The sequence below is a fragment of the Neisseria sp. genome (assembly GCF_030530745.1).
GTDB lineage: Bacteria > Pseudomonadota > Gammaproteobacteria > Burkholderiales > Neisseriaceae > Neisseria.
In genome coordinates this window covers 59,952-82,542 of record NZ_JAUMUI010000007.1, presented here as the reverse complement: position 1 = coordinate 82,542, position 22,591 = coordinate 59,952, and the positions used below count along the sequence as shown (strand labels likewise).

Sequence of the window (22,591 nt, the reverse complement as noted above, 5' to 3'; positions counted from 1 at the left end):
ATATATCATGCAAATGGATGTTTTCAGTTACTTTTTCCAATCCCCGGCTACCCGCCGGATATCCGCTCCGTTTCAGGCTGCCGCCACACCCACACGCTGCTGTCGGCCAGCAGCCAGTAGCTGCGGCTTCCCTGCACCGCGCTGCGGACAATCCGTGCGGGCAGTTCGGGTTCGAGGCGGTGCAGGCGGCCTGTTTTGTCCAGCGCATAAAGGCGGCGGTAGCCTGCCTGCGGGATAAGGGCATAGGCGGGCAGCACCGCGCCGATATTTGTATCGCGCGAACCCATGGCGTGGTTGCTCAGGCCGCCGCCCAGTTCCCGCTCCGAAAGCCTGCCCCCCGCCGCTGCGGTGTAACGCACCAGCCTGCCCGCCAGATGCGGCATCTGCACCGCATACAGCGCGCCGTCAAACACAAAGGGCGACTGCCAGCGGTTTTCAGGCAGCGGCGTGCTTTGCGATTCGATCTGCCAGCGGCCGTTTTGCAGCGCCAGCACCACCGTGCGTGCGCCCGCGCCGCTGCCCGAAACGACTGCGGCGATTTTGCCGCCGTATGCGGCCACGGTATTGTTTTCAAACACCAGCCCCGCAGGCAGGGTAAACGGTTCGGCTGCATCGCGCAGGGTTTGCGTGTCGAGAAGGTAGAGCGTTTTCGCCTCGATGCCGTCGCCCAACACGCCGTGGCGGTAGCTGTGCGCATCGGGGCTGCCCAATACGGCCGCCCTGCCCTGCCACAGCACGGGGCGGCTGTCGGGCAGCAGCGTGATGTCGCGGCGTTCGGCACGGATGTTCAGGGTTTCCTTCTGAGGACAGGCTCGCACGGGGTAGGCCGCCCCGCCCGCTTCGGCAGCGGCAATCAGGCAGCCTGAATGCCACACGGATGCGGCATGTGCGGCGGCGGGGAAATAGCCGTAGGCCTGATGCCCCTCTGCCCGCCACGCATTGAGCCGGAGCAGGCCGCCGTTATCGCGCCAACCTCCTACCGCCAGGCCTTCTTCCGCCCCCAACAAAACATCGGGCGCAAAGCCTTCCGCCAAGGCTTCCGTCTGCCCGTTTGAGCCGAGACGGAACAGTTTTCCCGCCTCATCAACCAGATACAGGCCGTCTTCGGCGGCGGCAATCTGGCGCACGGGCGCGGCGTTGCCCACCTCCGCCCGCACCAGAGACGGCAGGGCGGTTTCAGGGGCAGCGGGCGCGCTTTCGGCACGGCAGGCGGCCAACAGCAGCGCGGCAGTCAGGGCGGGCAGGGATCGGAGGAGCGGCATTTTCAGGCTGTGCACAGGGTTTTCCTTTAAACCATTGCGTTTCAGGCGGCCTTTCAGGCTGCGGGCTCACACGGTTTCACATTCGGATGGAGGGGGATTTTAACGCAAACAGAGATACGGTTTGAAACCGTGATGCCGTCTGAAAGCATGTTCAGACGGCGTTTCCTTTCATGCGCCCTTGCTGCGGAAATTTTCCACCGCCTGCAACACTTGCGGCAATGTGTCAAACCCGTCCGAAGCCAGAAAATGCCCTGCGTCCGGCACGGTAATCACACGCGCCTGCAAAGCATTTGCCAGTTTCAGGCTGGCTTCGGGTGCGACGATGCTGTCGTTGCCGCTGACGATGCAGGCGGTATTGGCGGTCATTGCGCGGATTGCAGGCAGGTCCGGCCGGGCCTGCACCACATAATCATCAATCGAATAGCCTTCGATTTCAGGCAGCGCGGGCAGCTTTTCGGCAAATGCCGACACCAGCACCAAACCGCCTATTTCTTTCGGGCGGGTTTGCGACAGATAATGCAGCAGCGTGATGCCGCCCAAACTGTGGGCGACAAACAGGTCATCCGGCTGCGGCGTGCCGATATGCCGGGCAAGCGTGTGCTGCCAGTCGCTAAAAACAGGAGCAGTCGGATTGGGCAGTGCCGGCACATCCACCCTATAGCCCCGTGCTTTCAGGCTGCCTGCAAGCCACGGAAACCAATGATCCTTCGGTGTTGCCCCCCAGCCGTGGATGATAAAGGCGCGTTTCATCTTTGAGCTTTTTCCAAATGGCGGTTTTGCGGTACAGGCCGAAACGGCCAGTGCGGCGGTGCCAAGACAGAATTGACGGCGGTTCATACTTCACTCCCTTCGGTATAAAATCCGCACTTTAAACCATGACACAATGAAAGGGTCAAACATGAAAATCGGCGAACTCGCCCGCGCCTGCGGCATCAGCGTGCGCATGGTGCGCTTTTACGAAACGCTCAACCTGGTCGAACCCAAACGCAGTGCAAACGGCTACCGGCAATACAGCTCCGACGACATCGCCACGGTCCGAAAAATCGTCCTGCTCAACCAAACGGGCGTGCCGCTCAAAGACCTGGCACTCATGCGCGACTGCCTGCGCGACGAACCGCAGGATTTCTGCACCGAATTACGCGGCAGGCTGACGGAACGGCTCAACGCCATAGACAGGCAGATTGACGGGCTGAAACAAAGCAAGACCCTGTTACGCGGGCTGCTTGCCCGATGATTTCAGGCAGCCTGAAACGGAAATCCGATCCGTAACAGCCTGTTTTGGGATACGGGAGCGTTCTCCGGCAGAATTCTAGGACGTGTCGTCAGAAGGCTTGTGAAGCGGATTTTAACCAAACATACCGCCGAAACAACGCCCTCGGCGACACCTCCCTAGCCAAACAGCCTCCGACCGAAGAAAAACAGCACCAGCCCCGCCGCCATAACCAGCAACCCTAAAAGCTGCCACACCTGCACCGGCCTGGCAGCCATGCCGATTAAGCCGAAATGGTCGATTACTGCGGCCGTGATCAGCTGGCCGATAATGATGAAAAACAGCATATTGGTGATGCCGAGTTTGGGGGCGAGAAATACGCTGGTAAACACAAACCCCGCACCCAGCACACCGCCCAGATATTTCCATGCAGGCTGCTGCGGCACCTGCTGCCACGCGCCTGCCAAATCCGCTTTCCAGAAACACAAAGCCAGCAACACAACCGTACCTACCGCAAACGATATCATTGCGGCCACCAACGGCTGCACCAGCAAGCCTTTAGCCAATTGGCTGTTAATTGCAGCCTGCGAAGCCAAAGCCGCACCGGCGGCCAAGGCTATTAAAATAAAAACCGACATAACGCTCCTCCGACATAGCAAACCAACTTAAAAATACTCACGCCATACTCGGGTTTGCCCCGAATATTTAAGAAACTTGCCGAAACTCAAGATACTCAGGCCAAATCCGAGTATGGCGGAACGGTTACGAAGTAAGTTGATTGGCTATACTGTTTAAAATCCGATTGAAATTCAGTGGTTTGCTGATTGCCCGCATCAAATCTCAAACACTTCTTCCCTGTCAAAGCCCTGCAAACCGAAAGCCTGCATGGTTTCGGGCTGCTTCAGTGCCGCTTCGACAAAGCGGGTGTCGAACAGCTCCCGTGCGGCTTGGACGGGATCCAGCTCCTGCAAAAACGTGTTTACGCCCGCCAGGCGGGTTTCCTTCAGCAGCTTCACCAGCATTTCATTATACGATTGAAACGGGTAAGGTTGGAAGTCGATGCGCTTCTGATGCCAGTCAAGATGCTTAACCGCGCCGTCGCGCTCATATCTGCCCCACGCCACCGGTTCGGGCTGCAACACGCTGCGCAACACGGCGGCATCGTGCGGGGTGTATTTCTGAACGCCCTGTTTGGCCAGCAGGTTGGCGGTTTCGATACGGTGGCTTTTCGCCCATGCGGCAGCCTGAACCAGCGAAGTAACCACTTTTTGCACCCATTGGGGGCGGTTTTGAATATCGTGATCGTGCATCATTGAGAGGCAGCAGGCGTGGTCTTTCCAGATGTCTCCCGAAAAGCGCAGGATTTTGCCCGCGCCTTTGGCCTCGGCCAGCGCATTAAACGGCTCGGCCACGATAAAGCCGGCAATCTGCCCGGAGGCCAGGCCCGGCACCATATCCGAAGGCGGCATTACCGTAAGTTTCACCTGTCCTGCCTGCGGTTTTTTCTCCACCACTTCCAAGCCCGCGCGGCGGATCACCTGTTGCACAATCACGTTGTGTATCGAATACCAAAACGGTATCGCCACCGTCTGCCCCTGCAAATCCCGCACGCTTTGAACCTCGTGGCGCACGGTCAGCGCCGAGCCGCAGGTGTGGTTCCACATCAGCGCGCGCACGGGGGCTTTGCTGCCGTAGCGCATCCACACACTCATGGGCGAGAGCACGTGAATCAGGTTGACCTGCCCGCTTAAAAACGCTTCTACCAGGCTTGCCCAAGAGCGGAACAAAACGGGCTTCACGGCTTCCACACCGTTTTTTTGAAACAGCCCCCGGCCGTGCGCCACCAACAGCGGGGCGGCATCAAGGATGGGCAGGTAGCCGATGATAAGCGGTGCGTTTGGATCGGCAGCGGCGCGTTTGGAACAGGCCTGCAGCAGCGGCAGCGCGGCAGCGCCGAATAAGGCGGAAAGTTTGAGGAAATCGCGGCGGGTGTGCATGATCTTTTATTCTCCGTTAAAACAGAAGCCGTGAAGGTTTCAACACATGGGACGGCACATCAAGCTCCACCCTGCGTGTCATCCTGCCTCGGAAGGGGAAAGCTTCCCAAATAAAACCAAATCCTAACGCTACAAACGGCAAGGATTTGGTCATTAAGGAAAAGGAAACAGGACAATTTTGATAAAAACAGGCCGTAAAACCAATACCGCCCTTTCAGACGGCCTTATTCTGAAATATTGCCGTAAAAAGAAACCGCCGCACTGTATGCCATCAACATGATGCCGGATACACCGAGGCAGGCGGTTACCACCACTACCAGCAGGGCAGCATAAAAGCGGCGGCGCACCTTCACGGCATAAGCCCGCGCCTGCCCGTACTGTTTGCGGCGGCGCAGGCGGCGGATGTGGGCAACAGCCTCCGCATTAATCTTCTGCACCGATTTTCGGTAGAAAACCGCCACACAGGTTAGTGCCGCATACAGAAACAGCAGCCCGAACGGCAGCGCCGTCAAGACAATTTGCAGGTTGTCCCAGCCGCTGTACTGCCGCTCCATTTGGAACAGGATTACGGTAAACAGCGACAGCAATACGATTAGAGGTGAAAAATTTCTGACAAATTCCAAATACTCTTCTTTAATCAGCCAGATAACCTTGAAAATATCTTTAATCATGTTTTTCGGTTTTCATCTCCGAATACCGTATGTTCTGATGCATACGCCGCCTTATTACAGCAGCGTGATTCCGAATTTTACCAACATCGGCACATGTGTCTCAGCCGGATATTCATTTTTCAGGGCCATCTGAATAATGGTTGTTTACGCTGCCTGAAAGCGGCTGTGCCGTTTCAGACGGCCTGATGACATACTGCATCAAAAGCTTTACTTTTCTGCCCGAACGGAAAACGGGTTATGCATGCAGGCAATCCCCAAAACAACCAGTGCTGCCCCCGCCCAAAAATGGGGGGTCGGATATTCCCGCAGAAACAGCCAGGCCAGCATGGCGGCAAACAGCGGCTCCGACAGTTCGGTTACCTGCACTTTGGCGGCACTGAGGTACTGCAAAGCCTTGGTGGTGCAGTAAAACCCCAAAACCGTCGGCAGCAGGGCCAGTATGCACAACCCCAAAAGGCTGTAACCGTTCAGCGGGATGCCGTGGTAGGTTTGCGCAAACGGCACGGCCAGGTAAATCATGCCGAAAAACAGCAGGAAACGGGTGAGGTACAGCCCGCCGTTGAAACCGAACTTTTTCACCAGCACCGAAAACAGCCCGTAGCCCACGCCTGCCAACATGCTGTTTGCCACCAGCAGCAGATCGTTGCCGCCCGACCAGGAAATCACAAAAATGCCCGCAACCGCCAGCAGCGTTCCCGCCACGGCAGGAAAAGAAAGCCGCTCTTTCAATACCACGATGCCGGAGAGCAAGGCCGAAACGGCTGCCGAAGCCATCAGTATCACAACCACGTCGGAAGCATTGCCGTAGCGGTAGGCAAGGGTTTCAAAATAAAACAAAACAAAAATGCCCAAAAAAGCGCACAACGCCGCTTTAAACCAGAAAAAATCCCGCTTCAGCGTGCGGATAAAGTCAAGCTGCCGTTCTAAAGGGGTTTTCGCCAGCAGCAGGCTTAAAAAAACCACGGCTATCGCGGTTCTTAAAAAGGCAATATCGTTGCTGTTCAGGCCGCTGTCCATCAACAGCTTGCTGACCACCCCGATCGAGCCGTTTAACGCGGCTGCCGACAAGGCTGCCGAAATTCCGACAACCAGATTGTTATTTAACAGTTTTTTCAATCGTTGCCTCCATAAGCAGCCAAACCGGGTATGCTGTCCGTCTGTTTGCGGCCGACGGGCCCGGGTTCGGCAATACGGGCCTTCAAAACAGCAAAACCTGTTGCGGGACCAGCTTCTTCCAAACCAAGGCCGCCGGTGCATACACCGATAACGGCTGTCTGTATTGCTTTTTACGCCTGCTGTTTGCCTGACGGCAGCAAACGGCAGCGGTGCAACCGGATCAAATCACAAAATCCACAGTTTTCGTTTGGGTTCCGTATTGCTGCGCATGATGCAGCGACTGCAGGATTTCACCGCGCATGGTATTCATCTCCCACAGTTTGTCGTGGCGCGGGAAGGCGTGCTGCGGCTGCCAGGTGCCGAGGATGCGGCCGGGGGTTTGGCCGATCAGCACAATGCGGTCGGATACCAGCAGGGCTTCGTCGATGTCGTGCGTTACCATCACGGCGGCGGTTTGGTGGTTGCAGACGACTTGGCGCAGCAAATCCTGCATTTGCGCACGGATTACTTCGTCGAGCGCGGAAAAAGGTTCGTCGAGCAGAAGCACCTGCGGCTGGCGTGCCAATGCGCGGGCAAGAGATACGCGCTGCGCCATGCCACCGGAAAGTTCTGAGGGGAACTTTTCTGCCGCATGGCTCAGGCCCACTTCGGCCAGTGCGTCGTCTACACGTCGCTTTAATTCGGCTTTGCCGGTATGCGGTTGTTTTTTGAAATCCAAACCGAAGGCGACATTGTCGCGCACGTTCAACCACGGCAGCAGAGAGGCCGTCTGAAACACGAAGCCTACGCGCGGGTGTGGTTTTTCGACGGTTTCACCAAGCAGTGAAACGCTTCCCTGCAGCGGGCGGGCAAGCCCTGCCAAAACCCGCAGCAGCGAGGATTTGCCTACACCGCTGGGGCCGAGCAGGCTCACTAGCTCGCCCTGTGCCACGGTTAGGGAAAAATCTTGCAGAATGGTTTTCAGGCGGCCCTGCTCTTGGTAGCCGAGCGAAAGGTTTTGAACGGAAAGTGCGGCGGTCATGTTTTATCTTTATCGTGTGTGCTTTATTATCAAACTAATTGACTTTATCTCTGCTTTGCAGGAAAGGGTTTTTGCAGGAAAGGCCGTCTGAAAAACATGGTTTATTGTTTTCAGACGGCCTGTTTTGGTTGGTTTAAATCGAAAATTCGTCGCCGCCCATAAATTCCAAATCGCTGATTTCTTTACGCAGGTGTTTCAATGCGGGGGTAACGATGGCGACGAACATGGCTTCGCGCAGGCGGCGCTGCACGGGGCTGGACATCAAATAGCCTTTTGCGCCGGCGTGCAGGGCGGCCGATTGCGATGCGTCGAGGCACAGTTGCGAAGCGTCGGCGCGGGTTTGCAGGGTTTCGAGCATATTAGCCTGGTTGAGGTAGGCTTCGTCGGCCAGTTTCATGGTTTTCGCCAGCAGGGCCTGATGGCGCTGTTGCAGCGCGTCGCGGCCGTGGTCCAAGAAACAATTGGTTTCGCTGCCCACGTCGGCCAGCCCGATCTCGTGCAGGCAGCCGTCGATAATGCCCGCACCGATACCGATTTGCAGCAGAATAAAGCCCGCTTTGATGCTTTTGATGAAATCGAAAAACTGATCAGGTGTTGCCAGAACGTCTTCATGCGGCACGAAAACGTTGTCGAACTTAATCGCAAACGTGCGTGTGCCCTCCAGCGCGCAAAATTCCGGGCAGGCTGCCAGCGATACACCTTCACGCGCCGCACCGGTGATAAACATCACATAACCGCCGCCGGTTTGAGCGGTGTTCGCCCAGATATGGTCTTCACCGAGGTTGGACACCCACGGCAGCATGCCGTTTACGGTGTAGCCGCCTTCGGTTTCCGCCGCCTGAAGCAGGTGCTCTTCGATGCCTGCCAAATGTTTGACGGTGTTCGACATTCCCGTTCCCGCCAACACTTTGCCGCTTAACACGTCGGGCAGGTAGCGTTTTACCGCCTGGTTGGGCGTTTGGTGCAGATACCAGGCGCAGGCGGCCTGGCACCATGCCGAAAAGGCGGTGGCGCCGCAAACCCTGCCGATTTCGCGCAACACGGCAATCTGTGCGCCCAAACCCAAACCGCTGCCGCCTTCGGCCTCGCTGCCCACGCAGGCAAAACCGCCCGTTTCCCCCACTTTGCGCAGGAATGCTTCGGGGTAAAGCCCTTTGCGGTCGATGTCTTCCACTAAAGGAACAAGGTCGGTTTGTACGAGATCGGCGATGTTTTGCAGCAGGGTTTCGCGGGACATGGATATTCTCCGAAAAAGGAAACATAGAAACGAAGTAGCGGACAGGCCGTCTGAAAAACATTTCAGACGGCCCGCCATATCAGTTTTTTTAAGCGAAATCTTTCAATTCGGGATTGATTTCTGTTTTGGCCAGATTGTTGGTGTAGTTGCACAAAGTGGCCAGCGCCACGCCCAATACCACTTCCACCGCCTGCTGCTGGTTATAGCCCGCATCAAAGAAGGCCTGCAGTTCGGCATCGGAAACCGCGCCTTTGTTGGCCATCACGGCCACGGTAAATGCAGCCAGCGCGGAAAGTTTGGCATCATCAAACGCGGTGGGGTCAACCGCGCGGCTGGCGGCAATCGCGTTTTCGGAAAGCAGTTTTTTCAAAGTGGCCAATTTGGTGTGGCCCGCCACGCAGAAACCGCATTCGTTGGTTCTGGCGGCGATAATCTGCACCACCTCCACTTCGCCGGCCGTCAGGCTGGTGGCTGCGTTCAGTTTGCCCACTTCCTGATAAAATGCCAACGCCTCGGGCGAATTGGCCAAAACGCCGATCAGGTTCGGCAGAAAGCCGTTGTTTTTCAGCGCAGCTTCCACGCGTGGTTTGGCGGCTTCGGGAGCGGTTTCGACGGTGTGTACGGTTAAACGTGCCATGATTTTTCCTTCTGATATTGATAAGCAAGGCAGCACAGTAGCAGAAAGCGGCAGCAAAGGGAAATAAACAGAAAAACTTTAGATAGCACGAAAAGTTATAAAGTTTTTCAAAGGCCTCCGGCCGTCTGAAAAGCCAGTAATAAACGCGGGGGCGGATTTGATTACCACCCCCGCGTTTATTACGGGCTTTTATTGTTGCTCGGGGTTCACCTTCTGCGCCCCTTGGGTTTGCTTGATTCTGCCACCCAGATAACTTACCAATGCGCTGAAAGAAGCATTGCTTTGACTTTCCGCCAATGCCAGTTTGGCCGGCTTTAATTGTTCCGTTATGTTTTCAGGTGTTTTAACAGCCTGCACCTCCACCAACACCGGCGCAGGCAGATTAGACAGCAACACATAAGCCGGCTTGCCGTTTTCAGGCCGGGCTTTAATCAGACGGGCATAATCCTCCGGCGGCATGGACTGGCGCGCCTGGTCGGCAGTCAGCTGTGAAACCGGCGACCATTTCAAATCAGCCGTTTTGCCTTTTTGCACGTCTGCCAGCGCCTGTTTGGCTTTGGCCTCCGCCAAGCGGGTTGCTTCTGTGCGCAGGTAGTCTGCTTTCACGAAATTTTTCGCTTCTTCAAACGGCTGAGTTTTTTGCTCGCGGACTTCTTTCGCACGCACCACCCACACCAGGCCTTCATTAACGGTAACCGGTTCCGAGTTGTGTTTTTTCTTCGTTACGTCATCGCTGAAAATGGCGTTAATCAGATTCTCGGGCATACCTGCGGCCTTACCGTTTTCCTTGGTGAGCCAGTCTTCGGGCGCCTGCAGTGTCAAACCGGTTTTTTTGGCTACTTCCGCAAGGCTGCCCGGGTTGTTAAATGCCTCTTCGGCCAGTTTTTCTTTGGCTTCATTAAAGGCTGCTGTGGCTTTTTTCTGTTTCAATTCCGCTTCCAGGCGGGCTTTTTCCTGTTCGAACGAAGGTTTGTCCTGAATATTCAGAACGGTGATGATATGGTAGCCTGCGGCCGTCTGAACCACTTCGCTGATTTCGCCTTTTTTCAGCGCAAAGGCACGATCTTCAAACTCTTTCAGCAACCCGCCGTCTTGGGGAAGATAGCCCAGATTACCGCCGTTGTCGGCAGATGCTTCGTCGCGGGAATGCCGTTTGGCCAGCGCGGCGAATTTAGACGGATCGGCTTTAAGCTGTGCCGACACTTTTTCGGCTTCTTCTTTTGCCGCCGCCTTCACGTTTTCAGGGGCATCTTGAGGCACGGTAAACAGAATATGGGCGATTTCACGCTTGGGTTTGGCTGATGCGCTTTCCTGTTCGAAAGCTTTTTTCAACTCTTCTTCGCTCACAGTTTGCTGTTTGGCCACATCTTGAATATTCAAAGCCACATGCTCCACTTTAACCGCTTGCGGAATCACATAGTCTTTTTTGTTGGCATCATAATATTTTTTCAGTGCCGCATCGTCTGCTTTCACTTGCTGCGCAAACGCTTCGGGGCTGAACGATACCGAACGCACGGTGCGCTCGGCCTGAGTGGCTACAATCAGCCGCTCAGCCTGAGTATCGCTGACCAGATTGCCGTTGTTAACCAGGCTGACCAAGTTGTTTACCGCAAATTCGTTGCGGATCTCTTCAATCAGCTGGTCTTCCGACATTTGACGCTGGTTCAGGTATTGGTTGAAGATGTTTTGGCTGAATTTACCGTTTTGATCGTGAAAGCTGGGTTCGTCTACGATAATCTGCTTAAGCTGCTCCTGCGAAACGGTAATACCCATTTCACGCGCACCTTCGGTCAGCAAAGCACGCTGCACCAGGGCATTGAATACCGCATCGCGCGATTCGCCGCCACCGGCGGCCTGCATATTCTGCACAGCCATATTCAACTGGTGCTCGCTAATCTTCTGGCTACCCACTTTAACAATATAATCCGAACCTGGTGCGGCTGCGGTGCTGACACCGAAGCCGACGAAAGTCAGCGCAATCAAGCCCAATAAAATTTTAGCGGGTGTTTTGTATTTTTCTACGGCTACAAACATGGCATCTAAATCAAGTTAATAAGGCAAAGGCGGATTGTAACAGCGTTTGAGGGTACTGTGCAGTTTAAGAAAGCCCGGCAGCCTGAGGCCGTCTGAAAAAAGCATTGTTCTTGTTTTCAGACAGCCTTTTAATATTGCACCACTAATCTACACCTTATTTTTACTGCTGCGTTTGGTGCCCGCTTTACTGCTTTTCGTTACTACCGGCTTTTTCCTGCCCGAAGTATTTTTAGCGGCGGTTTTGGCGTTTTTTCCTGCTTTCGGCTTAATGGTTACGCTTTTGCTGCGGCTTTTGGCGGTTTCTTTGGCAGAGGCCGTCTGAACGTCGGCTTTTTTGCCGCGCTTTTTCGGCACTTCGCCGCCGCTGATTAAGGCAAGGTCGATTTTGCTGGTGTCCAAATCGGCACGCGCCACTTTAACGGTTACGCGGTCGCCCATATTAAAGCGCACACCGCTGCGTTCGCCCTCCATGGCCATGATTTCGGGACGGAAATTGAAATAATCTTCGCCCAAATCGCTGATGTGCACCATGCCTTCGATGTGGATGCCTTCGAGCGTAACGAAAATGCCGAAGTTGGCCATGCCTGAAATGCGGCCTTCAAACACTTCGCCCACTTTGTCGCGCATATAGTAGGTTTTCAGCCAATTTTCCACATCGCGGCCGGCGTCGTCGGCGCGGCGTTCGCAGAACGATGTGTGCACGCCCAGCGCCTGCCATGATTCGGGCTTGTATTTTTCCTGCTTCAACACGGCCTTGATGGCACGGTGGACGGTTAAATCGGGATAACGGCGGATAGGCGAAGTGAAATGGGTATAGGCTTCATAGGCCAGGCCGAAGTGGCCGTGGTTGTCCGGCTCGTAAACGGCCTGCTGCATCGAACGCAGCATCATCACTTGCAAGAGTTCGGCATCAGGACGGTCTTTAAATTGTTCGGCTAGTTTGGCGTAGTCTTTGGGGGCGGGGTTGTCGCCGCCGCCCAAGTGCAGGCCGAGCAGGCCGAGCTGTTCACGCAGAGTGATAAGTTTTTCGGGCGTGGGGCCTAAATGGTTGCGAAACAGCGAAGCGTGTTTGTTTTTCAATAAAAATTCTGCCGCGCACACGTTGGCCGCCAGCATACACTCTTCAATCAGTTTGTGGGCATCGTTGCGGACAACCGGCACGATGCGTTCGATTTTGCCGTTGTCGTTGAAAATCATCTGCGTTTCGATGCTTTCGAATTCCACCGCGCCGCGCTGATGGCGTTTTTTCTGCAAAATCTTAAACAGTTTGTATAGGGTGTCGATTTGCACTTTGTGCGGATAATCGCCGCCCTGCTCTATCCAATTCCAAACTTGGTTGTAGGTGAGGCGGGCGTGCGACTTCATCACGGCGGGATAAAATTTATACTCTTTGATATTGCCGGCATACGTTACTACCATGTCGCACACCATGCACAGGCGATCCACATCGGGGTTGAGCGAGCAGATACCGTTCGAGAGGTTTTCGGGCAGCATGGGAATCACGCGGCGCGGAAAATATACGCTGGTGGCGCGTTCGCGCGCATCTTTGTCGATGGCGTCGTCGGGGCGCACATAATGGCTCACGTCGGCAATCGCCACCACAAGGCGGAAATTGCGGCCTTGCTTTTCGGCATAAACGGCATCGTCGAAGTCGCGTGCGGTTTCACCGTCTATCGTTACCAGCGGCAGGCCGCGCAAATCGACGCGGCCTTTGGCATCCTGCGGGCGGACGCGGTTGGGAATTTTGGCGGCAGCCTGTTGGCAGGCTTCGCTGAAAATGTGCGGCAATTGGTGTTTGCGCACGGCGATTTCGATTTCCATGCCGCTGTCGGCATAATCTCCCAACACTTCGATTAATTTGGCCACGGCGGGGCGGTGGCCGTCGGGATAGCTTTCGATTTCGGCCACCACCACCTGCCCTGTTTCGGGCTTCATTTCGGCCAGCCCTTCGGGCTCAAGCACGATGCTTTGGGTGAGGCGGCGGTCTTCCGGCTCTAAAATGGCAATGCCGCGTTCCACATAAAAACGGCCCACCACTTGTTTTTGGGCCCGCTCGACGATATCCAGCACCTGCCCTTCGCGGCGGCCGCGGCGGTCGGTGCCGGCAGGGCGCACGGTAACGGTATCGCCGTGCATCAGCCCGCGCATCTGGCGCTCGTAGAGCACGAAGTCGCCCTCTCCGGTGGGAACCAGCGGCACGGCGAAACCGAAGCCGTCTTTATGCGCTTCGACACGGCATTTCACCAGCGCCAATTTGTCGGCCGCGCACACCGCGCCGCGGCGGTTGATCAGCACTTGACCGTCGCGCGCCATCGCTTTGATGCGGCGCTCGAAAAATTCGTATTCTTCGTCGGTTACCGACAGTTTTCCCGCCAATACGGCAATTTGAAGCGGCACGCCTTCATTTTCCAATAATTCGATAACCCACTCGCGGCTGGGCAGCGGGTGATCATAACGTTGGCGCTCGCGCGCTAAAAACGGGTCTTTCTCACGCAAACTGAGTAACTTAGTATTTTTCTTCATATTGATGATTGACAATCTTTTGTTTGAATATATAATGCACTTCTCTTTGCAGGCAGCACTTTAACCGAAAGCAAAGATTAAAGCAAAGCCCAGGTGGCGGAATTGGTAGACGCGCCAGCTTCAGGTGCTGGTATCTTCACAGGTGTGGAAGTTCGAGTCTTCTCCTGGGCACCATAAGTTTTAAATCCGTTTTGCTTTAAAAAAATAACAGATTGCCCAGGTGGCGGAATTGGTAGACGCGCCAGCTTCAGGTGCTGGTATCCTCACGGGTGTGGAAGTTCGAGTCTTCTCCTGGGCACCATTCGAATAAAAAAACCTCCGGCTTGATGCCGGTTTTTTTATTGCCCGCAGTTTGCAAAGGTTTCGGCACGCCGCTTGCCCGTATATTACAATACCGAGGCCGTCTGAACGTTTTCAGACGGCCTCGGTTATTTTCACAGGGAGCAACGCCATGAAAGTTTATACCGCCGCCGAAATGCGCCGCTACGAACAGGCCGCCGTGGATGCGGGCACGAGTTTCGAGCAACTGATGGAAAATGCCGGCTGCCGCGCCGCCGCCGATTTGCTGCGCCGCCTGCCGAAAGCCGGCCGTGCGCTGGTGGTGTGCGGCAAAGGCAATAACGGCGGCGACGGTTTGGTGGTGGCGCGCGTGTTGCAGCAGCACGGCTGGCAGGTTGATGTTGCGTTTGCGCTGGGCAGGAATTTGTCGCCGCTGGCCGAACTCAATCTCAACCGCTTAGCCGGTTTGAGCGGTATCGGATTTGTTGATGCCGAAATATCGGCAGGCCGTCTGAAAGCGGCCTATGATGTGGTTATCGAAGGCATTTTCGGCACGGGTTTTACCGGCACCCTGCCCGGTTCCGTTACCGCCGTCTGCCGCCTGCTTAATCTTTCAGACGGCCTGAAAGTGGCGTTGGACATACCCACGGGTTTGAACGGCGACACGGGCGAAGCGGACGGTTCGGCATTCCGCGCCGATATCACTTATACGTTTGCCGCTCTCAAACCCGCGCACATAAGCGAAACAGGCAAGGCTTTGTGCGGCGAAATTGTGTGCGTGGATATTATTTAGGCCGTCTGAAAAATTTTCCTGCCTGCGGTTTCAGGCGGATTCGCGCAAATAATCTTCTTTGCGGCTGCTTCTGCCGTACACCGCTTCGCGTGCCTGCCGAACGCACAAACGGTTGTAGGTAACGCGCTGGTGCCGGTTGCCGTCGAACACCGTGATTTCTGCGGTCGGCGGCGGCGGGATATTGCCGGCAAAATTTTGTGCCACCGCCTGCCAATGCTGCCGGGGTATATGCACCACCGCAAACATATCGGCGGCGATGCTCACCCCCACGGTGAACATTTGACCGGATGTTTGCAGGCAGAAACCGGTGTCGGCAAAGAAACAGCATTCCTGCCCGCCGCCATAGCGGAACAATTCGATTTTCACGGCATTCGGATCGGCAAATAAGGCTCCGGACAGCCGTTCAAACAAAGAAGGCCGCATCACGCCGTCGCTAAGCATACCGTAGAGGTTGGCCAACCAGCGGGTATAGCCTTCAGGAGAAAACGCAAACCTGTTCAATATCTGCTCCAACTGCGGCTGCGGCCTCTGTTCAATCAGGGTAACAAACCCGCCGCCTATTTCGGGCAGATTCGACAGCACGGCCTGATGCAGGCCGCAGACAAACGGGATATTGTGGTTATAGGGGTTGCGGAGAATGCCCAATAATTTCAACCGCAACACCTGCCATAATGCCTGCGGCGCCTTCTGCCTGCCGCCACGGACGGAACGCAGAAAGCTGCAGGCATCTTCATAGCCGCCTTCGTGGCGGCTGAACCAGTTTTCCAGATTGTATTGGCTGTTACTGCCTTCCACAAACGACAGCGTGTAGAGGTTGTCGGCTTCAAGGTTGTTTTCGATATTTACGCTTTCGGCCGAGCCTTTATAAGGTTTTTGAAACATAGAAAGCGCAAAGCGGTAAACATTTTGATTTTGCGGGTTAACGTGATGGTTGAAGGCATGCTGGCGCTGTTCGGTCTGGGCGATGAAGTGGTGGCCCTTGGTTACATTGGCGGTAAGCAGCGCATAAGGCTTTTCTTCACATTGCGGCAACCCGCAGTCGCTTAAAATAAACGCTTTTTTCATATTTTCAGACGGCTTGAATCAGCAGAATGCACCATGATAACCGCACGCAAACAATCTGCAAATATCCGGCCTGACAAAACGGCTTGTTCCGACAAAATGAAAAACAACAGCCGGTAATTTCAAACGGCCCGAACGGGTTTGCAAAAATCCTCAAGCCGTTTTTTATGTTCGGAAAGTTAATCAACCAGATTCACCGTACCGCGCATCACCGCCAACCGGCCGGGAAAAGTACAGAAAAACTCATATTTGCTGCCGGATGAGAATCTGCCGGTATCCACTTTAACCGCAGCTTCCTCACCGCTGCCGATCAGCTTGGTATTGGCGATAACACGTTCGTCGCCTGCTTTAATAAAATCGTTTTCAACGCCTGCCTCCGCACCGTCTGCGGCCACACCGCCCACATCTTCAGACTCTGCAATCACAAAATTATGCCCCATCGCGGCTTTGGGCATGGTGCCCATATGTTTCAGCGTGATAGTGTATTCCTTACAGTTTTTGCTGATGTTGATTTCGGCTTTGTTATATTTCATATCATCCCCCGCTTCAATCACCGTTTCGCAGGATCGGGCAGCAGAAAAAGCAGAAGCGGCATCCGAGCCGCCCGATGTTGCCGGTTCTTGCCCGCAAGCCTGCAACATTAAAGCGGTAGAAATAATTACAGTCAGATAAATTTTCATTGTAGTTCCTTGAATTCAAGCCGTATGGCGGATAAACCTGATTCCGATACACGGCAGCAGGCAGAGCTGTAAATAAAAACGGTTTCATTACCGTTTCAACGGTCTGCACAACCGCCCTCATAAGCCAAGGCTCTTCGGTGGAACAGGTTCCGCCCTATTCCGCCCGTACCGGCATAGGAAATCCTCATCGGCATAAGGCAAATGTTTCAACACACAGGACGACACATAAAGCGCCGCCCTACGTGTTGCCCTGATTGGGAAGGGGTTACACCCCTACCCGATAAACCCAAATTCTACCGCCATAAATGGCGGGGTCTCAACCGAAAAGGAAACTTGATGAAAGCAGGCTAAACTCCCTACAACCGCCGTTTTTTTAGATTCGGGAATTTTTTCTGCATCATGCGCACCACTGCACAGCCTGCCGGTTACAGAGGCCTAACCTTGGGTGCGGAAAATATTGATTTACTGTATAGTTCCTAAAAACCGTTTAAACCTGCCTGCACAAAAAAAGCATGTCTGCATTCGCCCTCACCAATACTGTTTTAATTGCCTTCTGTGTCTTTCTGGCACTGCTTGCCCGATCACGCAGCAAAGCCCGTAACAAGGCCTATTTCGAGCAAATATGCCGACACACTGCCACCAAACCTTGGCTGGAGGCAAACCTTTCCGGAGCAGAATCAGCAGACAACATCCGCAAAACAGCCAAACATTTCAACATTTCCCGGACACAGGCCAAACAGCTGATCGGACGCTACCGCCAAAACCTCCTGTAACCGTTTCAATCAAACCGGTTCCGGGCAACCAAACCGAAAACGAAAGGCCGTCTGAAAATATTGTTTCAGACGGCCTTACATTCGCATTTCAAGTGCAACACTCAAATGCGAATGCAAGAGCCTATTATAGCGGCGAAGATGCATCCGCCACCAAGCAGGCAGTTTTTAAGCATTCCGTTTCCGGACAGCCAGGATGCGGCTTCCCAACCCGCTCCGCCGCAACAGGAAACGGTGCTAAAGCCTTCCGCAAACGGCGGTTTAAAGCCGGGGTTACCATTGTAGCCGCCTGTAATTTTACCTTGACTACACAGCACTACAACACGGTATAATCTTTCACGCGCAGGCAGTATTTCAGACGGCCTGCATATTTTCCAACCCCGCTATTCAATAAAAGGACTAAAAAATGGGCATTAAGGTTGCCATCAACGGCTACGGCCGTATCGGACGACAAGTATTGCGCGCAATCTATGATTACAAACTGGAAAAACAGCTCGAAGTCGTGGCGGTAAACGCCAGCGGCAGCCTTGAAACCAATGCCCACCTCACCAAGTTCGACACTGTCCACGGCCGCTTTGCCGCCGATGTTTCCCACGATGAAAACCACCTGATTATCAACGGCCGCAAAATCCCATTCTTTTCCACCCGCAACCCCGCCGAACTGCCTTGGGAGATTTTGGGCGTGGATTTGGTAATGGAATGCACCGGCGCGTTTACCAGCAAAGCCGCCGCCAAAATCCACCTTGAATCGGGCGCAAAAAAAGTGCTGATTTCGGCACCTGCCGACGAAGACGTCGACGCCACCGTGGTTTACGGCGTGAACCACGATGTGCTCACACCCGAAATGACCGTGGTTTCCAACGCTTCGTGCACCACCAACTGCCTCGCCCCCGTTGCCAAAGCCCTGCACGAAGGCATCGGCATCAACAAAGGCCTGATGACCACCATCCACGCCCTTACCAACGACCAAACCGTTACCGATGTGCGCCATAAAGACCTGCGCCGCGCCCGCAGCGGCGTGGAAAACATGATTCCCACCAAAACCGGCGCGGCAAAAGCGGTGGGCTTGGTGCTGCCCGAATTGAAAGGCCGTTTGGACGGCCTGGCCATCCGCGTGCCCACGGTAAACGTTTCTTTGGTTGATTTGAGTTTCGAAGCGGGCCGCGACACCGGCGTGGAAGAAATCAACAGCATCGTGAAAGCCGCTTCCGAAGGCGCAATGAAAGGCGTGCTCGGCTACAACACCCTGCCGCTGGTTTCTATGGATTTCAACCACACCACCCAAGCCAGCAATTTCGACAGCACGCTCACCAAAGTAACGGCGGGCAATATGGTGAAAGTTTTCTCGTGGTACGACAACGAATGGGGGTTCAGCTGCCAGATGCTCAACACCGCCCGCGCGATGTTCGGTTTGGAAGTAACCCCTTTCGAGTGAATACATATTTTTCTGCCACGATAAAAAACCTTGCGGTATTTCCGCAAGGTTTTTTTATTGAAGGCTTTTTAATTTTTTCAGACGGCCTCAGTCTTTTCAAGATCCGTTGAGGCCGTCTGAAACAGCCGATCACCGTCAGAACCGGGCAGTTCAAGCAGCCGCCGTTTATTTGCCGCCGCCAATCCGCTCGCATTTCCCCGTGGTGTTATAAGCTTTTGCAGAAGCCGCATCTTGGCACCTGTAAGCCTCACCGATGCTGTTCATCCACAGCGCCAAGGTATAACCGCTATTTGCTTTCGGCGTAACCACCAAGTTATAGCGCGAACTTGTGGCATTAGGCATAGCCACGGTTATATCGTAACGGGCAGCCAGCCCCGGTTCCCGAAACCGCTCGGAGGCTTCTCTTTGTAAATCTGCTTGTGCGGATAATGCCCCCGGGGTTCTTACACGTTCGGTTTTAATGGCATTATTAATATCCACCAATTCCGCATAAGCATCGGTTAAATGCCCGCGCTCGATATAGCGGGCGTATGAGGGGTAGGCGATGGCCGCAAGTATGCCGATAACGGCCACTACCACCATCATTTCTATCAGGCTAAAGCCTTTTTGGCCTATCGGTTTTCCCGTCATTGGTTTATGCCTCTTTATATATATTTATGCCGCCACATACGACTGCAATATCACAACGGTATTGGTGTTCCGCCCCCAAGCTTTGGCAGTTACGCGGTAGATAACCGTGCCGTCAGGCTGGGTGCTGATATATTCGATGATATAGCGGGGATTTCTGCGTGCACTGAGGTCGGTTACTTCTCTACCAGTGTTGATACAGAGATCTCCCCCGCATCTCCGTTCCCATGCTGCCGGTTCTCTTGCAGCAGCATTAACCGTGATATTGCCGAACCTGCCTGCCGTTGCACCGGCAGGGCTGCATAGGGCATTATCACACCCTTCTGTAAAGGTTATATCACGTTCAAACTCGTCGGTAGCAATCCTGCCCTCACCCGCGCGCAATGCGGCTTCTGCCAAAGCGAATGCGTATTTATGGTCGGCATCGTTGGTGCTGATACGCTGCTCGGTGTTATACGATTGCGTTACACTCACCACCAAAAAGGCCACTACAATCATCACCATCAGCACAATAAACAGTGAAAAACCCTGTTGTGCCAATTTGGGCGTAGAAGTTATGAAAGGCTGCGGTTGGCGCATGTGTTTCCTCCCCTTACTGCTGCATCAATGGTATAGATTTGATTGGCATCTTCCGCCCCGCCGGTCAGTTCGATACGGACAAGCGCGGGGATTCTGTTTAAATCTTCCGAATATTCAAATCTTTCAAGCGGGCTGTTGTCGGCGGGGCAATTGTTGACATAGATATACCTGAATCTTGCACCTGTAACACCTGCTACCAACAACTGCGGGCTGCCCCAGGTATTGTTATTGTTCAGTTGGAAACGGAACAGTCCGCGCTGCCCGCCTATTGTTCCTACAGCATAGGCATAAGCCGCATAGCGCAATACCGCAACTTCCCCGTTTCTTACCGCAGCACCGCCCAATGCAGTTACGGCATTCTCGGCAGTCGGAACCGTTCCGCCCGCACCCCGCACTAACGTGTCGCAGGCGCTCAATACAAAAGGATCATCATCAGCCGGGTTTTCAGCGCCGTAAAGGAACACCAAGGCGTTAGTATCGGGCGTGAAGCCGTCGGGGCGGAAATCAGCAACCTGCCTCACAGGCATCAGGCTGTTATCAGCACTCTCCCAAGTCAATCCGAATGCCGCATCATCCGTATCTCTGATGGTGCGGCTGCCTGTTACCGCCCTAGCCCCCATTGTTCCGCCACCGACATCAAACTGTTCGATATCGGCCGCCATATTAAAGCAGCCGAAGCTGCCTGCCATACGGGCATCGCGTACCACCATATTGGCGGCATTGCGCAAATCCTGCTGCACGCCCATGCGTACTCCTGCCGCTTCATTTAACTGGCGGGCGGTAAAATAGCCTTTACCCGCTGCCAGCAACACAATCATGCTCAGGGCACTGGCCACCAGAAATTCCAGCAGGCTGAAGCCTTTGATATTCTGCATACCCGTAATATGCGGATAATGTTTTTTGTTTTTCATCAATCCCTACCCCGATTAATCCGGCATACGTGCCTGATAGGTGTAAACCAAGTTGCTGCCGTTGCTGTTTAATGCCGGAGAAGCGGCATCGTTCTGTTCGGAATCCATCTGCCACAGCACTTTTATAACCAGTGTTTGGCCGTCATTTCCTGTGCAATTAGCCCGAACGGTTCCGTTTTCTACCGACATGTCCCTACCGCTTGTATCATTACAGATAACGTATTGAATCGTTGCATTAGGTAGTGCTCTGACCAAAGAGTCTTCAAAACGCCCAAGCTGATCTTCTAATATCTGTCTTTTGTTTAACGGCCCGTTTCCATGATTACACCATCTGTTTGCCGCACATGTACGTGCAGTAACCGGGTTACTTAAACGGTAGCTGATAGGGTTGCCGCCAACGCTCACTTGGTTATTATCATAACGTTTGATCACCCACCCTGTCGGTTCAGAGTTCGTTCCGGGGGCCTGCTCCGACAAAGTCGGATTAAGCTGCATTCCCTCCATCAGGTTCTGCACGGCTTGGGCGACAACAGTTTGGCTTTCAGCTTCGCGCACGCTGGATACGGTGCGCAATTGGGTGGCGAGCAATGCCAGCACGCCTATAGCCAATACGAACATGGCCACCACCACTTCAACCAGCGTCATGCCGCTTTGGTTTTGTTTCGGACGGCCTTTGCGGTTAGGCAAAACGAAACCGGAAAAATCTTTATCTGATTGTTTTGTCGATAAAATTTTTTGCATATCTTCCCCATGAGAGATATATTGTTCAGAATCGGGCTGTCGGCGGGGTGTATGGCGCGACCGCACGCGGCAATACACAGATTTGAGCCCCAACACCCAAACGCGTGCGTGCCTTCGGCACCCACCCTTGTATGTTGAAACCGATGTACCATAGCAGCCAAACAGGTTATCTGCCTCTGTACGCACCCTCGCATAAATTTAAAAAAACCTTTGCCTGCGTGCAGAATCCGCAAGGGGGTAATTTGTTGCGCCGGAATCATTGGTTTAAGGTTACGGTGCATCAAAGTGCATCCACGCTTATGATGAAGACGTATCGTATTTGCACAGTTTGTCGATAGTGCTGTTTTTATCTTCCCCATCTTTATCTTTTTTTTCTCTTCTTGAACAGGCCTGCACCCTGCCGCTGCTGTCTATCAGCAAAATCGAAGCCCGAGCGGCTGCTTTGGTGTTGTCGTCTTTTGCGGCGGCATCGGTAACGGCCACCCTGACAAAGCCGCCGCCAACCGTAAATGTGCCGTTTGCAGCGCCCGCATGACCGAATGTACCGTTGGGATAGAAAGCCCATACGAGATTTTTGCTTTGAGGTGAACCGTCAAAGTCATAAGTATCAAACTGGTAACTGGTACGTTCTTCGTTTTGTGCGTTCAAAATAACGGTGCGCAGGTCAATATCAGCGGTGTTGCGTTCGTAGATACGGTTGTTATCAGCATCGGCAAATGCTGCTATACCTTGGCCTGCATGTTGTAGGTTGCAATAGTCATTGGGTGTGCCGTCCACCCTGATTTGCACGGGGCAGACATAAACCGGCAGGTTCAAACGGACGGCTTCGCTGCGGGCGAAGCGCAGGAGATTGGCCACCTGCTCCGCCTGGCTTGCCGCGCGGCGGGAGGCTATCCAGTTGCTCATATTGGGAAAGGCGATGGCTGCCATAACGGCCACGATGGCAATCACTATCAGCAGCTCAGTTAAGGTGAAGCCTTGTTGCTTTGAACGCATGAGTAAAACC

22 protein-coding genes and 2 tRNA genes are annotated in these 22,591 nt (G+C 54.1%); 6 read left to right on the top strand and 18 right to left on the bottom strand.

Translation table 11 applies throughout. From position 1 onward, the window contains the following. Positions 1-47: 47 nt before the first annotated feature. Positions 48-1,262 carry a hypothetical protein gene (locus Q3970_RS04355; RefSeq protein ID WP_303099379.1) on the bottom strand — a complete coding sequence of 405 codons (1,215 nt, stop codon included), beginning with the start codon at positions 1,260-1,262 and terminating at the stop codon, positions 48-50. A 168-nt stretch (positions 1,263-1,430) separates the two neighbouring features. Continuing rightward, on the bottom strand, positions 1,431-2,012 hold the full coding sequence (locus Q3970_RS04350) for an alpha/beta hydrolase (protein WP_303099378.1): 582 nt from the start codon (positions 2,010-2,012) through the stop codon (positions 1,431-1,433). A 148-nt stretch (positions 2,013-2,160) separates the two neighbouring features. Between Q3970_RS04350 and Q3970_RS04345 the strand changes: the two genes are divergently transcribed. After that, positions 2,161-2,496: a MerR family transcriptional regulator gene (locus Q3970_RS04345; RefSeq protein ID WP_303099377.1), complete on the top strand. Its 336-nt coding sequence runs from the start codon at positions 2,161-2,163 to the stop codon at positions 2,494-2,496. A gap of 155 nt (positions 2,497-2,651) precedes the next feature. Here Q3970_RS04345 and Q3970_RS04340 read toward each other — a convergent pair whose 3' ends face one another. The 9 genes from Q3970_RS04340 to rnr all read right to left on the bottom strand — a co-directional run bounded on the left by Q3970_RS04340 (position 2,652) and on the right by rnr (position 13,723). Beyond that, the gene (locus tag Q3970_RS04340) at positions 2,652-3,110 is read right to left on the bottom strand and encodes a DMT family transporter (RefSeq protein ID WP_303099376.1); all 459 of its coding nucleotides are present in this window, start codon (positions 3,108-3,110) and stop codon (positions 2,652-2,654) included. Between the two features lie 195 nt (positions 3,111-3,305). After that, a complete protein-coding gene (locus tag Q3970_RS04335; RefSeq protein ID WP_303099375.1) occupies positions 3,306-4,469 on the bottom strand; it encodes an ABC transporter substrate-binding protein in 1,164 nt (387 codons plus the stop codon). 224 nt (positions 4,470-4,693) lie between these two features. Then, positions 4,694-5,140 carry a hypothetical protein gene (locus Q3970_RS04330; RefSeq protein ID WP_303099374.1) on the bottom strand — a complete coding sequence of 149 codons (447 nt, stop codon included), beginning with the start codon at positions 5,138-5,140 and terminating at the stop codon, positions 4,694-4,696. A 207-nt stretch (positions 5,141-5,347) separates the two neighbouring features. Next, positions 5,348-6,256 carry a DMT family transporter gene (locus Q3970_RS04325; RefSeq protein ID WP_303099373.1) on the bottom strand — a complete coding sequence of 303 codons (909 nt, stop codon included), beginning with the start codon at positions 6,254-6,256 and terminating at the stop codon, positions 5,348-5,350. A 220-nt stretch (positions 6,257-6,476) separates the two neighbouring features. Continuing rightward, positions 6,477-7,277, bottom strand: coding sequence for an ABC transporter ATP-binding protein (locus Q3970_RS04320; RefSeq protein ID WP_303099372.1), 801 nt, complete (start codon positions 7,275-7,277; stop codon positions 6,477-6,479). Between the two features lie 133 nt (positions 7,278-7,410). After that, positions 7,411-8,514: an acyl-CoA dehydrogenase family protein gene (locus Q3970_RS04315; protein ID WP_303099371.1), complete on the bottom strand. Its 1,104-nt coding sequence runs from the start codon at positions 8,512-8,514 to the stop codon at positions 7,411-7,413. Positions 8,515-8,602: 88 nt separating this feature from the next. Continuing rightward, positions 8,603-9,151 carry a carboxymuconolactone decarboxylase family protein gene (locus Q3970_RS04310; RefSeq protein ID WP_303099370.1) on the bottom strand — a complete coding sequence of 183 codons (549 nt, stop codon included), beginning with the start codon at positions 9,149-9,151 and terminating at the stop codon, positions 8,603-8,605. A 189-nt stretch (positions 9,152-9,340) separates the two neighbouring features. After that, positions 9,341-11,185: a SurA N-terminal domain-containing protein gene (locus tag Q3970_RS04305; protein WP_303099369.1), complete on the bottom strand. Its 1,845-nt coding sequence runs from the start codon at positions 11,183-11,185 to the stop codon at positions 9,341-9,343. Positions 11,186-11,332: 147 nt separating this feature from the next. Beyond that, positions 11,333-13,723 carry a ribonuclease R gene (rnr, locus tag Q3970_RS04300; protein ID WP_303099368.1) on the bottom strand — a complete coding sequence of 797 codons (2,391 nt, stop codon included), beginning with the start codon at positions 13,721-13,723 and terminating at the stop codon, positions 11,333-11,335. 72 nt (positions 13,724-13,795) lie between these two features. On the opposite strand from rnr, the gene Q3970_RS04295 reads away from it, so the two are divergent. The 3 genes from Q3970_RS04295 to Q3970_RS04285 all read left to right on the top strand — a co-directional run bounded on the left by Q3970_RS04295 (position 13,796) and on the right by Q3970_RS04285 (position 14,780). Continuing rightward, positions 13,796-13,882: transfer RNA gene (locus Q3970_RS04295), tRNA-Leu, on the top strand. A 40-nt stretch (positions 13,883-13,922) separates the two neighbouring features. Continuing rightward, positions 13,923-14,009: transfer RNA gene (locus Q3970_RS04290), tRNA-Leu, on the top strand. A gap of 150 nt (positions 14,010-14,159) precedes the next feature. Further along, a complete protein-coding gene (locus Q3970_RS04285) occupies positions 14,160-14,780 on the top strand; it encodes an NAD(P)H-hydrate epimerase (protein WP_303099367.1) in 621 nt (206 codons plus the stop codon). Positions 14,781-14,810: 30 nt separating this feature from the next. Here the strand turns inward: Q3970_RS04285 and Q3970_RS04280 are convergent, their stop codons facing one another. Together Q3970_RS04280 and azu are read right to left on the bottom strand one after the other, a co-directional pair. Beyond that, positions 14,811-15,845: a hypothetical protein gene (locus Q3970_RS04280; RefSeq protein WP_303099366.1), complete on the bottom strand. Its 1,035-nt coding sequence runs from the start codon at positions 15,843-15,845 to the stop codon at positions 14,811-14,813. A 176-nt stretch (positions 15,846-16,021) separates the two neighbouring features. Then, positions 16,022-16,522: an azurin gene (gene azu / locus Q3970_RS04275; protein WP_303099365.1), complete on the bottom strand. Its 501-nt coding sequence runs from the start codon at positions 16,520-16,522 to the stop codon at positions 16,022-16,024. Between the two features lie 512 nt (positions 16,523-17,034). Between azu and Q3970_RS04270 the strand changes: the two genes are divergently transcribed. Both Q3970_RS04270 and gap read left to right on the top strand, forming a co-directional pair. Beyond that, positions 17,035-17,295 (top strand): hypothetical protein, encoded by a 261-nt coding sequence (locus Q3970_RS04270; RefSeq protein WP_303099364.1) that lies wholly within the window; start codon positions 17,035-17,037, stop codon positions 17,293-17,295. Between the two features lie 403 nt (positions 17,296-17,698). Then, entirely contained in the window at positions 17,699-18,727 is a 1,029-nt protein-coding gene (gene gap, locus Q3970_RS04265) for a type I glyceraldehyde-3-phosphate dehydrogenase (protein WP_303099363.1), read from the top strand. 165 nt (positions 18,728-18,892) lie between these two features. Here gap and Q3970_RS04260 read toward each other — a convergent pair whose 3' ends face one another. From Q3970_RS04260 to Q3970_RS04240, 5 genes are all read right to left on the bottom strand, one after another. Further along, the gene (locus tag Q3970_RS04260) at positions 18,893-19,357 is read right to left on the bottom strand and encodes a PilX family type IV pilin (RefSeq protein ID WP_303099362.1); all 465 of its coding nucleotides are present in this window, start codon (positions 19,355-19,357) and stop codon (positions 18,893-18,895) included. Positions 19,358-19,381: 24 nt separating this feature from the next. Continuing rightward, positions 19,382-19,933 (bottom strand): pilus assembly protein, encoded by a 552-nt coding sequence (locus Q3970_RS04255; RefSeq protein WP_303099361.1) that lies wholly within the window; start codon positions 19,931-19,933, stop codon positions 19,382-19,384. Further along, complete coding sequence (locus tag Q3970_RS04250) at positions 19,909-20,844, bottom strand: PilW family protein (RefSeq protein ID WP_303099360.1); 936 nt, start codon at positions 20,842-20,844, stop codon at positions 19,909-19,911. Before Q3970_RS04250 ends, Q3970_RS04255 begins: the two co-directional genes overlap by 25 nt. A 15-nt stretch (positions 20,845-20,859) precedes the next feature. Then, positions 20,860-21,585: a type IV pilus modification protein PilV gene (pilV, locus tag Q3970_RS04245; protein WP_303099359.1), complete on the bottom strand. Its 726-nt coding sequence runs from the start codon at positions 21,583-21,585 to the stop codon at positions 20,860-20,862. A gap of 297 nt (positions 21,586-21,882) precedes the next feature. Beyond that, positions 21,883-22,581 carry a GspH/FimT family pseudopilin gene (locus Q3970_RS04240; RefSeq protein ID WP_303099358.1) on the bottom strand — a complete coding sequence of 233 codons (699 nt, stop codon included), beginning with the start codon at positions 22,579-22,581 and terminating at the stop codon, positions 21,883-21,885. Between the last annotated feature and the right edge of the window lie 10 nt (positions 22,582-22,591).